The 13800-nt window shown below is 63.5% G+C and carries 13 protein-coding genes and 1 tRNA gene; 8 read left to right on the forward strand and 6 right to left on the reverse strand.

Annotation, left to right across the window (positions count from 1 at the left end):
• Positions 1-47: 47 nt before the first annotated feature.
• From AC1RLU_RS08120 to AC1RLU_RS08145, 6 genes are all read left to right on the forward strand, one after another.
• Positions 48-710 carry an amino acid ABC transporter permease gene (locus tag AC1RLU_RS08120; protein ID WP_061965471.1) on the forward strand — a complete coding sequence of 221 codons (663 nt, stop codon included), beginning with the start codon at positions 48-50 and terminating at the stop codon, positions 708-710.
• Between the two features lie 14 nt (positions 711-724).
• Positions 725-1504: an amino acid ABC transporter ATP-binding protein gene (locus tag AC1RLU_RS08125; RefSeq protein WP_492794907.1), complete on the forward strand. Its 780-nt coding sequence runs from the start codon at positions 725-727 to the stop codon at positions 1502-1504.
• A gap of 16 nt (positions 1505-1520) precedes the next feature.
• Entirely contained in the window at positions 1521-2645 is a 1125-nt protein-coding gene (locus AC1RLU_RS08130) for a saccharopine dehydrogenase family protein (protein ID WP_492794909.1), read from the forward strand.
• The gene (locus AC1RLU_RS08135; protein WP_492794911.1) at positions 2642-3367 is read left to right on the forward strand and encodes an aspartate/glutamate racemase family protein; all 726 of its coding nucleotides are present in this window, start codon (positions 2642-2644) and stop codon (positions 3365-3367) included. The genes AC1RLU_RS08130 and AC1RLU_RS08135 overlap by 4 nt, the downstream gene beginning before the upstream one ends.
• 337 nt (positions 3368-3704) lie before the next feature.
• Positions 3705-4853, forward strand: coding sequence for a YaaC family protein (locus AC1RLU_RS08140; protein ID WP_492794912.1), 1149 nt, complete (start codon positions 3705-3707; stop codon positions 4851-4853).
• Between the two features lie 472 nt (positions 4854-5325).
• Entirely contained in the window at positions 5326-5988 is a 663-nt protein-coding gene (locus AC1RLU_RS08145; RefSeq protein WP_492794913.1) for a DUF4145 domain-containing protein, read from the forward strand.
• A 200-nt stretch (positions 5989-6188) separates the two neighbouring features.
• Here the strand turns inward: AC1RLU_RS08145 and AC1RLU_RS08150 are convergent, their stop codons facing one another.
• Entirely contained in the window at positions 6189-6926 is a 738-nt protein-coding gene (locus AC1RLU_RS08150) for a hypothetical protein (RefSeq protein WP_492794914.1), read from the reverse strand.
• Positions 6927-6947: 21 nt separating this feature from the next.
• Positions 6948-7220 carry a hypothetical protein gene (locus AC1RLU_RS08155; protein WP_492794915.1) on the reverse strand — a complete coding sequence of 91 codons (273 nt, stop codon included), beginning with the start codon at positions 7218-7220 and terminating at the stop codon, positions 6948-6950.
• Positions 7221-7509: 289 nt separating this feature from the next.
• Between AC1RLU_RS08155 and AC1RLU_RS08160 the strand changes: the two genes are divergently transcribed.
• Positions 7510-8076 carry a recombinase family protein gene (locus AC1RLU_RS08160; RefSeq protein ID WP_492794916.1) on the forward strand — a complete coding sequence of 189 codons (567 nt, stop codon included), beginning with the start codon at positions 7510-7512 and terminating at the stop codon, positions 8074-8076.
• Positions 8077-8186: 110 nt separating this feature from the next.
• Positions 8187-9326, forward strand: a complete 1140-nt coding sequence (locus tag AC1RLU_RS08165; RefSeq protein WP_492794917.1) for a hypothetical protein — start codon at positions 8187-8189, stop codon at positions 9324-9326.
• A 70-nt stretch (positions 9327-9396) separates the two neighbouring features.
• Here the strand turns inward: AC1RLU_RS08165 and AC1RLU_RS08170 are convergent, their stop codons facing one another.
• The 4 genes from AC1RLU_RS08170 to recJ all read right to left on the reverse strand — a co-directional run bounded on the left by AC1RLU_RS08170 (position 9397) and on the right by recJ (position 13593).
• Positions 9397-9585, reverse strand: a complete 189-nt coding sequence (locus tag AC1RLU_RS08170; RefSeq protein ID WP_492794918.1) for a hypothetical protein — start codon at positions 9583-9585, stop codon at positions 9397-9399.
• A gap of 4 nt (positions 9586-9589) precedes the next feature.
• A complete protein-coding gene (locus AC1RLU_RS08175; RefSeq protein WP_492794919.1) occupies positions 9590-11515 on the reverse strand; it encodes a site-specific integrase in 1926 nt (641 codons plus the stop codon).
• 98 nt (positions 11516-11613) lie between these two features.
• Positions 11614-11688: transfer RNA gene (locus AC1RLU_RS08180), tRNA-Glu, on the reverse strand.
• A 102-nt stretch (positions 11689-11790) separates the two neighbouring features.
• Positions 11791-13593: a single-stranded-DNA-specific exonuclease RecJ gene (gene recJ / locus AC1RLU_RS08185; protein ID WP_492794920.1), complete on the reverse strand. Its 1803-nt coding sequence runs from the start codon at positions 13591-13593 to the stop codon at positions 11791-11793.
• Positions 13594-13800 lie beyond the last annotated feature (207 nt).

Genomic DNA, 13800 nt, shown 5'->3' on the forward strand with positions numbered 1-13800 from the left:
CCTTCGCATCCTGCTTTCGGGCCGTTTCCAACAAAGATTGGCATGACATGTATACGTGGAGCTTCGCCCCGATCTTCCAGGCGAGCGACCTGTTCCTTTGGGGCGCCTGGATCACCATCGTCTACACGGTGAGTTCCATCGCCATCGGGCTGGTCCTCGGGCTGCTCCTCTGCTTCGCGCGGCTCTCCGGCATCCGTCCGCTGAGCTGGCTGGCGCAGGGCTTTCAGGAACTGTTCCGGTGCACGCCGCTGCTCGTGCAACTGCTCTGGATCTATTACGCCCTGCCGCTGCTGCTCGGCTTCGATCTGGCCAACTGGGCGGCAGCGCTGATCACGCTCTCGCTCTATGCGGCAGCGTTCTATGCCGAGGTCTTCCGCGGCGGCATCGTCTCGATCGACAAGGGGCAGTCCGAAGCGGGCGCTGCGATCGGCATGTCCGGCTGGCAGGTCATGCGGCGCATCGTGCTGCCGCAGGCAATCCGCCGGATGATGCCGGCCTTCATCAACCAGTCGGTGACGCAGTTCAAGAACACCTCGCTGATCTCGGTGATCTCGGTGGCCGAGCTCACCTATATGGCCAGCATCGTCAACGGGCAGACCTACCGCCCGCTTGAATCCTACACCGTCCTAGCGGTGCTCTATTTCGTCATCCTGTTCCCGATCACGAAGTTCGCCGACATCGTCGAGAGCCGGACGCGCGGCAGCCATTGAGCGAGAACCATCCCATGAGCACCCTTCCCACATCCGGCGCCCGCGAAACCGTCCTCGAAGCCCGCGCCATCACCAAGAGCTTCGGCGCGTTTCCCGTCCTTCACGGCATCGATCTGTCCCTGACGAGCGGCGAGGTCGTCGCGATCATCGGCCCCTCGGGCTCCGGCAAGTCGACCTTCATTCGCTGCATGAACATGCTCGAGGTGCCGGACAGCGGAGAGATCCTCTATCGCGGCCGCCGCGTCGTCCCGAAGTTCCGCGGCGACGGCCAGCTCCTCGGCCTCGGCGAGTTGAGGCGCCATGTCGGCATGGTGTTCCAGCACTTCAACCTGTTTCCGCATATGAGCGTGCTGGAGAACGTGATCGAAGGCCCCGTCACCGTGCAGCGCAAGCCGCGCGGAGAGGCGGTCGACATCGCGATGGACTATATCGCCAAGGTCGGCCTCGCCGAGAAGCGCGATGCGCGACCTGACCAGCTTTCGGGCGGGCAGAAGCAACGCGTGGCCATCGCCCGGGCACTTGCCATGCAGCCGGACGCGCTCCTGCTCGACGAGATCACCAGCGCGCTCGATCCCGAGCTCGTCGGCGAGGTGCTGGGCGTCGTGCGCAGCCTCGCCGAGCAGGGCATGACGATGGTCCTCGTCACGCACGAGATCTCCTTCGCCGCCGATGTCTCCGACCGCGTCGTCTTCATGGAAGATGGGCGTATCGCCGAACAGGGCAGCCCGGATCAGGTTCTGCACACCCCCGACAACGAACGTCTCAAGTCGTTCCTCGCCCGCTTCCATGCCTGACCGGCCGGAAAACGGCATGCGGCGCTTCAAGGTCGTCATCATCGGCGCCGGCCGCATCGGCACGGCGCTGGCGCTGCTCCTGCGTGAGAAGCCGGAATTCGAGATCCTCCTGGCCGATCCGACGGAGCCCGGACGCCGAAGGGTCAAGGAGCTTGGGCTCCCGCTCGCCGATGCCGATCCCAGCCACCCGGCCCGGCTGGATCAGCTCCTGACCGGTGCCGATGCCGTCGTCGCAGCGCTGCCATCCTCGGCGACACCGATGGTGGCTGCGGCGGCCCGGCGCCACGGCACGCATTATCTCGACCTCGGCGACGACGGGGCTGCACTGGAGGCTATCCGGCGCGAGGCCGAGGTCGCCTCCAGCTGCTTCGTCGCGCAATGCGGCATCTCTCCGGGCCTGGTTTCGGGGCTGGTGCTCGACCTCGCCTCGCGCTGCGGGAACGAGCCGGACATCGCGGTGCGGATCGGCGGATTGCCGCAGCAGCCGTCCGGCCGCCTGGGCTACGGGTTGATCTGGGATATCGACGCGACGCTGCGCGAGTACACGCGCCCCTCCGTCGCCCTGATCGACGGCCACAAGACCGAGCTCGCGCCAATGTCGCGCTGCAGCCCCTTGCGCCTCGGTTCATGCGATTATGAGGTCTTCGTTTCGAGCGCCATTCCCGACACGCTCTGCGAGCGCCTGGCGGGGAAGGTCGCGAGCCTGGTCTCCTATACGATCCGCTATCCCGGGCATGCCGACTCCATCGCGTTCCTGCTGGACGAGCTGAAGCTGCGCGAGCGCCTTTATCTGCTGCGCAATCTCTTCCTCAACGGCTTGCCCGAGATCCAGGATGATCGCCTGCTGATCTCGATCGTCGCGACCTCCGGCCATGACGGCGGCGAGGTTGCCGAGCATTTTCTGAGAGAGATCGAACCGGTGGAGATCGGCGGCGGCGTGGTCGGCGCCATGCGGCGCACCGCCGCGTCCCATGTCGCGGCCGTGCTGGACCTTCTCCGTTGCGGTTCGATCGGGAAGTCCGGGCTCCTCGCGCAGGAGGACATCCCCTTTGCGCTGCTGCGGGAGAACCGCTTCCTCGCCTGGTTCTTCGAAGCCTCGGCAACAGCGCTGCAGCAAAGCTTATCGGAGCCCCTCTCATGACCGATGCCACGACACGCCCGCCGGCCGCCGCCGTCAACGATCTGAGCATCGGCGTGCTGATGCTCGACACGCATTTCCGCCGGCTGCCGGGCGATATCGGCAATGGCCGGACATGGCGGTTCCCGGTGCAGTTTCGCGTGGTGCGTGGCGCCGATCCGGCGGCGATCGTCCATGGCCGCCCGGAGGAATTCCTGAAGCCCTTCATCGCGGCAGCACAGGATCTCATCGCCTGCGGCGTGCGCGGCATCACGACGAGTTGCGGGTTCCTGGCCCTGCTGCAGAAGGAGCTCTGCGCCGCACTGCCGGTCCCCGTCGCGACGAGCAGCCTGCTGCAGGCGCCGCTGATCGAGGCGATGCTGCCGGCGGGCCAGCAGGTCGGCATCCTCACTTTCGCGGCCGAGGCCCTGAGCGCGCAGCATCTCGCGGCCGTGGGCGTCCGCCCGGACACACCGATCGCAGGATTGCCGCCAGATACCCTGTTCCGGTCGGTCTATGGCAACCGTGGCGGTGTTTCCGACTTCGCCGAGCTGGAACGCGAGGCCGTCGCCGCCGCGCAGGCCCTGGTGCATCGTCACCCGAATGTCGGGGCGATCCTGTGCGAATGCACCAATCTGCCGCCCCATTCGGCCGCAATCGCCGCGGCAACCGGCCGCCCGGTCTTCGACATCATCGGCTTCGTCGAGTGGTTCGGGCATGCGATATCGCCGCCGGGCTTCCGCTGAGACGCGCCGCCCAGCGTCGCGTAGGCCATCGCCTCTTCTTCGCGGGGGCCGATATTCGCAGTTCTGCACCGGAATGGGAGAATGGCGCGGTCTACGGGAAACGCCGTGCGATCCTGCAAGATATTGAAAACGCTAGAGCTTTATGATGCGCCTCGAGTGGCCTACGTACCAGTGTGACGTAGTGATGTCTAGGCGCTCTGCGCCCCGGATGCCCTAGAAGGCCACAGCGCGAATAGTGGATATCGCTAGGCCCGCGCCCCGAGCAACGTTACACGCCCAGTACGCCACGTTACGCTCTCTTCCATAAACCGTGAAAAGCAGGGGGGAGGCTAGCACTATGGCAATAACAACTGCGGGTGTGATCAGCCGTCACGATGTCGCAAAATCAGCATGGACGGGGCTAAAGCTGTTTCACCACACCCCGACTCTAACAGAAAAACTCATCGACCTTCATAAAATCCCCAAATCTCAGCATAAAAATGCAAAAAAACAGGCTGCTCAGATTAGGTATTGTCTAATTCAGGCAAGCGAATACCGCGAAGCATCAAAAATAGTTTCTATGGCAACTAGACCTGCTTTACTTTATTATTCAATAATGTGCCTCGCTATGGCGCAAACTCTTCTTAAGAGCGATGGAACTGCAAGTCTAGATCAAGCTCGTTCTGAACACGCCCATCACGGCCTAACATTCAACGTCAGCGGCCCGCATAAGCCTGACGTCAAACTAATCGAATCGGCCAATCGCCTTCGGGCAAAACCTCTTATTGGGCAAGGAAACCTACGGCGCGGGACCTTCGAGCTATGGCATAGAACAGCTAGAGCGGAGCCGCTCATCGGAAAAATCATACACCACGAAGGGCGCGGCGGCTCATCGGAAACCACCGGCCTCGTCATCGGCCCCGGCGAAGACCCACTCCCGCATCTCAGGCCAAATGGTCTGACATTCCTAGACTGCCTGACACACTCGCCAACAATGTGGGATCATGTGGATCAATTCGCAATCCAAAGTAAAATCATTAGAGGGAAGGCGCAGTATGATACCTACAAGGATAGACCTCACCAATTTAAATTGATCGTTCATCCAGCCCGCCCTGACGCTCTGGAAGCGTTTTCAGAGCGAATAAAAGCCTCGCCCAATGATTTGGAAGATTTAGAAGTAGATCAACTTGAATCTGGCTACATAATCAAAATTAAAATCAGAGACACCGAAAACCATTTCGAAATACCTCACGGATCAACAATAAACTCGAAAGAAATCAGATTCTATCCAAACGATCTCGGACTGAATGAATTTGGTATAACCTATGCCGGTCTTTACATTCTCGGGAACTACGCAAGGTATTTTCCTGACGAGTGGATTGCGGATGTTGAAGCATGCTCACCTATATCTCAGGCAGCCGAGTATTTTATGGAAGACGCAGATTCGAGGATGTCTCTCCTCACGCTTTCCGATTTCCGAAGCAGGTATCTCGTCCCCGAGGGCTAAATTGACCGTGCTTGCCGGCCATGCGCAACCTCAGGCCTGCCACGCGGTGCCGCCTCCTCCTCGCGAACCGCACTCATTACCCGCCAGCCTCCGCCATGAACGCCTCAAGGTCTCCCGGAAGCTCTCCATAACGCCCGATCACAACGGCGGGCTCAAAGTCACCTGAGGCCGGGTCTCCAGTCCGCGAGAAGGCGATGGCTCCGGGATGGTGCAAGGATAGACCGCGAGCCCGGCTCTGAGCCTGCCACGCATTGAGCGCCTCCACGCCTTCGCCGGGCAAGAGGTCGCCGTCTTCCGTGCGGACGATAGGCAGCGCCACATAGTAGGTAATGGAGGCCATGGCGGTCTGAGGCTCCCTTGATGAATTGGAACAAAAAGGGAACAATGAGGATCGCGCGGAGTCAAGCTCTTGAGGTTGGCACCTGTTGCGCATAAGCCCAATCGAAGGCCTAGCTCAACTTTGGGGAAGAACGTGGCTCAAACTGCATTGCTGAAAAAGAGATTCTCCGAGCTTACGGCGCAGATTGCGAGCGTCGAGGCAACTCGATATAGAAACGACGGTGAGTATTCTTTCGGTCATAGCGTTGATGTTAATGTATTTCTAAATTGGTCTGTCAAAGTCCGCAACCTGATCACGCTGGTATGCGGCCCAGATTCTGAGCAACTTAAGCGTTTCGTGGAAGCGGAAGAGATCAGGGCGTATGGAACGAATGAAGAGGCGCTAGGAAGGGCCAAGGCCGTCTTTCTAGCCCTAAAGGAAGACTACGAGGGCGGGTACCTGGGGTCCATGCGAAAGCTCGTGCAAGCCGAAGTCTTCGACACCGAGTTGGAGCAAGCAAGTGAACTACTGCGCAACGGATATCTATCGGCAGCGGCCGTGATCGCAGGGACGGTCTTAGAGACGGCTTTGCGGGAGCTTTGCGCCGACGCCGGGATAGCGGCGGGCAACCTCAATAAGATGAATGCGGACCTCGCGCGAGCCAACGCCTACAGCTTGCTAGTCCAAAAGCGCATCACGGCGCTGGCTGACATCAGGAACAACGCAGCCCACGGCAATCCAGAGAAGTTCACGGAAGCTGATGTCACCGACATGATCAAGCACGTAGGGTCTTTCCTGATCGATCACCTTCAGTAGGCCGGCAGACCTCCACAGGGGTCACCCACGCGAGAGACCACCCTCGTGGCGACGGACGCGAGTTTCCCCCCATGTGGGGTCGGGGAATTCCTAGAGCGCCCGCGACTGGCACCCACCCCCCACCAATGCCGCGAGGAGCTGGGAGCCCGCCCGCTGTTGGCGCTGTGCCGGCTCTCGGGATAGCGTGGGGTTAGGCCGAGCTACGGCTCGGTCTGGATGTAGGACTCTAGTGCTGTGATACTAGGCGACTTGGTTAAAAGGTCTGCGGTCGCCCACAATTCCACTAGCGCCCCATCAATGTCTGTCTTGCTGAGCAAGGGAGGGAGGTCGATTCGCGTGAAGGAAGCGAGGTTAGTAGAAATAACCGGCATATCCCCCTCCAGGTTCATCTTCCAGGCATGGCGGGCCCGTCTGATGAGCCGCTCTCTATCATCCTTGGGCTCACCCGAATGCACGCCCTCAGCAACATTCGCCATGTATCGCAAGATTTCTCGTCTACTCAGCCAATCTCCTTGGAAAACCATAACTCCCTGCTTCATGAAGTGCTCAAGGTCTAACTCTTGGCGTGCGTCGGGAGATGTCGCCTGGAGGTCGCGGGGCGCCGCACGGTTCTCTACCATCACAAAAGCGACCTGGATGCCGAACATCTCAACATTGCCGATCCCCGCGTAGGTGTACGGCTCTTCACGATTGAGCTTAATGACTTCGTCGATCACGGGTGCCAGTAGCCGGATTTTCCCTACTCGTGGCCCCGCAACCTTCTCCAGCGTCCCGTCCACCAATATCCGCCGCAATTGGGCGCTCAGCCTTCGTAAGTCGCCAGCAGTCGGTATGTCCTTGGCAAGCACGTCGCGGAAGAAGGAGAGATCATCAACGAACGCAGCGGCAGCCTCTCGGGTCTTTGCTCGGCGGCTGGCCTTGTAATCCTCTTGTGTCATACCAATCCGAAACGCCTCCGCTCAGCCGAACGTGAAGACGAAGCGCTTCCCGCCGAAGTCACCCGTTCCTGTGCCGCGCGTTCCGGTGGAGACAAACTCAAAGGGCCCCGTGCGCCCATCCGCGCATGTGAACGTGCCTTTGCCCTCGCGGCGGGTGATGTAGACGAATTGGCCGGTGCAGGTTGTCTTGCCGGAGCTGATCTTGAGGTTGCCGCCACCGTCCGAATACCCGGTGGCCTCGCCTGTGAAGGCCTCTCCGGTCCCCTCGACATGGCCATTGACCGGAAGCGTCATGGAGCAGCCGCCGAGCATAATCCCAGCGGTGACAAATACGATGCTTGAACAGCGCATAGCCTTCTCCCCCAAGGCAGCCTCTTCGGACTGTCGCTACTCGGGTAACAGCCCCTTGCCGCTCGGTCAAAGCTTGGGCCTTATGCTCCACTCACGGATCGTCACATTTGGGTACACCCTCGCGTTACGTCGCAATGTTACGCCTCAAGCGTTACATCAGGGTTGACATGCGGCATTTGTTACGTCTAGCTAGCGACCTCTAGACCCTGAGGTTACATCAGCGAGGCCGACGATGACCAAGATTGGCTATGCCCGCGTCTCCACCACCGACCAAGACTACGAGGGCCAGATAGAGCGGCTCAAGGCGGAAGGCTGCACGGTCATCCGCAAGGAGAAGGTCAGTGGCGCCACCCGCGAAGGTCGCGATGAGCTTGCCGCAATCCTAGAGTTCCTCCGCCCCGGCGATGAACTGATGGTCACCCGCCTGGACCGCTTGGGCCGCTCCACACGGGACGTGCTCAACATCGTCCACGAGTGCGACCAGCGCGGGGCCTGCCTCACGGTGCTGGAGCCTCACGTTTCCACGAAGGGCGATACTGGCCGGATCGTGCTTACAGTCCTCGGCATGGTGGCGGAGATGGAGCGAGGTTTCATCAAAGCCCGGCAGCGGGATGGCATCGCCAAGGCCAAGGCGCAGGGGGTCTACAAGGGCGGCAAGGCCCGCATTGATACCGGCAAGGTGCTGGGCTTGAGGCAGGCCGGCAAGGGTCCCTCAGAAATCGCCCGTGAGCTGGGGGTCAGCCGCATGCAAATCCACCGCATCCTCAAGGCGGGCGGCGCTGTGAATGCCTCCGTGTAAACGCACGGGAGCCGCGAAACGGTAATCTGTGGATAATTTTCGCTCGGAATCATGTGCTCAGATTGCCCTTGCACGACTTAGGCGGGCTCGCGTCGTACGAATACCGCGCCATGCTGTCCGGCAAGATGGGGCCTGAGGCACGCGCTCAAGCCATCGGACAGGCGAGCATGGGGTCACTCTTCCTCGGGGTGGCCGCTCTGGCTGCGTGGTCTGGCAATATCACAGGCGGCGGTCCCCGCGACCCGAAGCTCAGGCAGGCCGCTCTCCAGTCGGGATGGCAGCCGTATTCCTTCGTGAGCGTCGGGCCCGATGGCCAGAAGCGCTACCGGAGCTTTGGCCGGATGGACCCTATCGCCATGCCCCTCGGCATCATGGCGGACCTGATGGACGCTGCCTCCCAGACCGACGATGAGGCCACCATCGCGGACAACGCGGCCAGTGTAGGCACGGCCATGCTCTTCGGCTTCATGAAGATGATGGGCGATAAGACCTACCTAAAGAGCATTTCCGACCTCGTGAACGCCTTCACGGAACCGGACTCGCGGTTTGACCGGGAGGCGTCTGGGCTTGCGGTCAACTTCGTGCCGGCCGCCAGCCTGCTCCGCACGATCAAAGAGGAGATGACAGACCCGCACATGCGCGAGGCCCGCTCGCTTGCGGATCGCATCATGGCCATCACCCCCGGCCTATCCGACAAAGTACCCCCCAAGCGCGACATGTGGGGCGATCCGCAGACGGTCGCACAGGGTCTGTGGGTGACCAACGAGAAAGACGCGGTGGATGCGGAGGTGCGTCGCATGGCTACCGGAAGCGACTTCGTGATGGCCCGGCCCAGCTACAATATGGGCGAAGTGGACCTGCGCGACATCACGATGGTCAACGGTAAGAACGCCTACGACCAGTACCAGGAGTGGGCAGCACGGCCCTCCAAGAACGGACGGAGCATCAAAGAAACCGTCGCGCGGATCATGCAGACGGATGCCTACAAGCGAGCGCCTGACGGCAGCGTTGGCACGCGAGGCACCCGGCAGTGGATGGTTGCGGGCGTGATGCACAAGTACCGCGAGATGGGAGCACGGAGGATGCGCACCGATGCCAATGTGCGGGCCGCTCTCGCGGAGAAGCACCGGGAGGTTCAGAGGGCCTTTGCTGCGAAGAACGCACCGCAGACCCCCGAGCAACAGGGTAAGGGGACGATCAGCAATATCGGCCGGGCATTCGGCATAGACCTGGATGGGCTCATGAAGTGAGACCGGCCTGACGCGAGACATAGGGGAGTGGAGCCTTCGGGTCCTGCTCTCCTTTTTTTGCTCGATGCGGTTACTGCCAGCGCAATCCCGCCAGCTCCACCACGATGAGCCCGGCGCCGAGGCACCATGCGAAACGCTGCCAACCGGGTGTGGCGGGAGCCATTGCCACCTGACAGGCTGCCCCGGCGAAGCACAAGACAGCAGCGCCGACCAGCGGCAGGAAGAGGAGCGAGAGCAGGAAGCTCAGGAGGCTTTCCATCGGGTCAGCCCTCTTTCCGAGGGCGGAGAGGCCGCGTCCGATACTTGATGGTCCGCTCCGGCTTCGGTCTGGGCGGTGCCTTCGGCTTCCACTTCCCCGCCTGCCACTTCAAGCCCTGCACCACGGCCGGCGCCGGGACGCTGGAGAGCGCTTCGAGCATAGCCGCGAGCCCGAACCCCTGCCCGTAGCTGCCGCTCACGGAGTCGCTGGAGTGCCCAGTGATAGCGTTGTGCATCTCCTCGGAGACCTTGGCGTCTCGGGCGTTGCGCTTGAAGCTGTGGCGGAACGAATGGAAGACCTTCCGGCCATCCTTGATGCCCGCCTTGGAGCGCAGGTAGCGGTTGAACCACTTGGACCACAGTCCTGCCCTACGCCCCGCGCTGTCGGTGGTGATGTCAGGCCAAAGAGGCTGCGTACCATCGCCGCCTAGCCGCTTCGAGATGGCCTCGCGGTATTGCAGAATGCCGACCTCGATAAGCGCCGGGTGAAGCGGGACCTTGCGGCGGGAGCTTGCGGTCTTGATCGAGCGCCCGCCTTCGGTGCCGATATCGAGATGCCAGACCCCCGTCTCCGCATCCTTCGCCAAGTCTTTCAGCCGCAGCTCGGCAATCTCGTTCTGCCGGGCTCCCGTCAGCAGCGCGATGAGCGGTAGCCAGAAGGCAGCCTCCCCGCCCCCGCCCGTGGGTCTGGCGCTCTTGGCGTAGACGGGGCTGGCGAATATCCGGTCCAGGTCCGCCGCCGTGAAGCGCTCGCGGCTGTCTTCCGCCCGGTCATCCACCTGGAGCTTTACCCGCTTGCCGAACGGATTTTGGAAGCCGGCGATGTGGTCTAGCTGCCCTTCCCGCTCCGCCGCGCTGATAATGGCCCCGAGCATGCCCAGGAGCTTGTTCACGGTGGTTCCGTTCGGGGTCTTGAAGCTTCCTGCATCCGGGTGCGCCAGCAGCTCCGGCAGCGTCTTCCCTTGCAGCTCGCCTGTCAGCCGAGTGGGCATCTTAGCGTAGGAGTCTCGGAACTGGCGGGCCTTCTCGAAGCTGATGGCCCCAATCGCCAAATCCCCGTGCAGCTCCGTGAAGAGACGGACGGCGTGCTCATTGATCTGCACCGAACGCTGGGACGGCTTGCGGGCGCCCCGTGCCTCGTTCCCGTCGCGCCACTGCTTGAACGCCTCGGAGAGCTTTGGGCCTTGGCCTGAGGGGGCTGGCGTGCGGCTGGCCGGGGCGACGGTCGGCGTAGGAACGTCATCACCCTTCTGTCGTGCCTCAAGCAGCCCGTAGGCCTTCACATGGGCACGCAGAGCTGCCAGTGCGGCCATAGGCCTCCACGGCACGTCTGGATCGATGGTCCGGCCGTTCCTCCGCAACCACGAGTTCAGCTCCGGCTCCACAATGCGGGCGTCCTGCATCGCGAGCGCCTTCCGATAATCCCCGTGCAGTTCCTCGATGTGGGTCCCGAGAAACAGATAGTGGTCTATTTCCATGCCGATTGAGCCGGCCGGGCGGACCTGCATGAGGTCTGGCCACTGCTTCCGCTCCTCGGGGGTCTGTAGGTGGCGCCGGGCATCGCCCTGCTGCCGGTCCTCCTCATCAGCGTGCAGGATTGCCGCGACCATTTCCTCTTGGAGGCGCTCAAGGTCAGGCGGTTCGCGGCTCTTATCGGGAGGTGGACCGGCCGCGAGGAGCGACAATGCGGTCTCGATGAGCACGGCAACGCGGGCCTGCTCCTTGGCGTATTCCCGCTTCGCTGCCGCCGTCTCCGAGGTCTTGAGGGAGACCGTCAGCTCCAGCTTGAAGCGGCCCGTCTTAGGGTTAGTCAGCTCCGCCAGCGCGGGAAGCGCATAGGCCGGCACTGGCTGCCCCGCAATGGACCGGGGAAGCATGCGGCGAAACTCGTAAATGCCCGAAGGCCGTCGCTTCATGTAGGTGATCGCCATTGCCCGACCCGCTCCGTACAAACAAAACGTACAAGCGCGTCAGCTCTAAGCCCATGAAAGGGCAAGAGTTCTAGCATTGCAAGTGCTTGAAGGAGCGATGGCGCGGTCTACGGGAGTCGAACCCGTCTCCCCAGCGTGAAAGGCTGGTGTCCTAACCGATAGACGAAGACCGCTCTGCCGCGAACCGCTTGGGTTCGTGCCGAAGCGGGGCGAGGTATAGTGGCAGGCCTGCTCCTCCGCAAGCACCCGATCACAAGAAAATAGCCGGCAGCCTCTCAGACCGGCCGGGCGAGATCGAGGATGCGCAGTTCCGCCGTTTCCCGCCCGCCCCAGCGGTTGAGCGAGAGCGTCGCGGCGAGGTGCACGCTCTCGCCGCGCGCGGCGAACAGCGCCTGCCCCAGCGGCTCCTGCGCAGCGCGGAAGGCGATGCCGCCGATGCTGGCGCCATCGCCAGAACGCAGCTTGATGCGGACATGGCCGCCGGTGCCGATTTCGACAGCGTCGGTCAGCCGATGCGCCGGGAAGACGAAGACAGGCTCCGGGCTGCCGGAGCCGAAGGGGCCGGCCTTGTCGATCTCGGCGAGCAGCCGCGGACTGGCACCGCCGGCGCTGAGCGCGGCATCGACGAGCAGGGCCTCGGCGTCGCCAACGGCGGTGACCTCGCGCAAAAGATGCGCGTTCAGGAAAGCGTGGAAGGCGCTGGCCTGGCCAGCCGCCAGCGTCACGCCCGCCGCCATGGCATGGCCCCCGCCCTTGACCGCGTGGCCGGCCTCGACGGCGGCGCGCACGGCGCGGCCAAGATCGACGCCGGCGACCGAGCGGCCGGAGCCGGTCGCCCCGCCCTCCCCGTTGAGCGCCAGCGCGAAGGCCGGGCGGCGGAAACGCTCCTTCAACCGAGCCGCGACGAGGCCGACGATGCCGGGATGCCAGTCGGCGCTGCCGGCGAGCAGCACCGGCATCTCGGCCATGCCCGCAAGCTCATGCTCGGCCTGCGAGACCGCCTCCAGCACGGCGAGGCGCTCGATCTCCTGGCGCTCCTGGTTCAGGCGGTTGAGCTCGGTCGCGATGGTCCGGGCCTCGACCTCGTCATCGGTCAGGAGCAGGCGGGCGCCCAACGCGGCATCGCCGATGCGGCCGCCGGCATTGATGCGTGGCCCGAGCAGGAAGCCGAGATGCCAGGGCTGGATCGGCCCGTCGAGGCCGGAGACGTCCATCAGCGCGGCGAGGCCCGGCCGGGCGCGGCTGCGCATCATGGCGAGCCCCTGCCGGACGAAGGCGCGGTTGAGGCCTTGCAGCGGCACGACATCCGCGACGGTCGCCAGGGCGACGAGATCGAGCGCCGCCAGCAGATCGGGCTCGCCGCCGCGTGCCGCCCAATGGTCCAGTCGGCGCAGCGCCCGGCTGGTCGCGACCAGCGCGAGGAAGACCACGCCGGCGGCGCAGAGATGGCCGAGGCCGGAGAGATCGTCCTGCCGGTTCGGATTGACCAGCGCCTCGACAGCGGGCAGCCGCTCCGGCGCCTGGTGATGGTCGAGCACGACGACGTCGAGGCCGAGCCGGCGCGCCTCGGCGAGCGGCTCCTCGCTGGTGGTGCCGCAATCGACCGTGACGAGCAGGGTCGCGCCCTCGCCCGCCAGCATGCGGATCGCCTCGCTGTTGGGGCCGTAGCCTTCGATCAGGCGGTCGGGGATATGGATGCGCGGGCGCGCGCCGGCCTGGGCCAGGAAGCCTGCGAGCAGGGCTGAAGAGCTGGCGCCGTCGACATCGTAATCGCCGAAGATCGCGACGCGCTCGCCTTTCATGCCCGCCTGCGCCAGTCGGGCGGCAGCGGCCTCCATGTCGATCAGGACAGCGGGATCGGGCAGGACGTCGCGCAGCTTCGGCTCGAGGAAGCGGGCGGCCTCACCGGGCTCGACACCGCGCGCGGCAAGCAGGCGGGCGAGGATATCCGGCAGACCCTGCAGCTGGCTCAGCGCCTCGGCGCGGCCGAGGCCGGCAATGTCGAGCCGGTCGCGCCAGGGGCGGCCGAGCACCGAACGGGTCACGCCGAGAAAGGCACGGGGCGGCATCAGACTCATGATGCATCCGGCGTCGCGCAAGCGGCCGGCGAGGTCAACCTGTGTCGACCTTGCCGGGCCGTCGGCATCCGCCCTACGCGCCGCAAACAAGTGGAAAAGGCAGCCGGCAGAGGACCGTCATGCTCGGGCTTGTCCCGAGCATCTCTTGACGAGGGAGGTTGCTCACGCCTCTTCCCGCGCGAGATTCTCGGATCAGCCCGAGAATGA

It is taken from the genome of Allobosea sp. GW822-FHT05A11 (assembly GCF_058800455.1).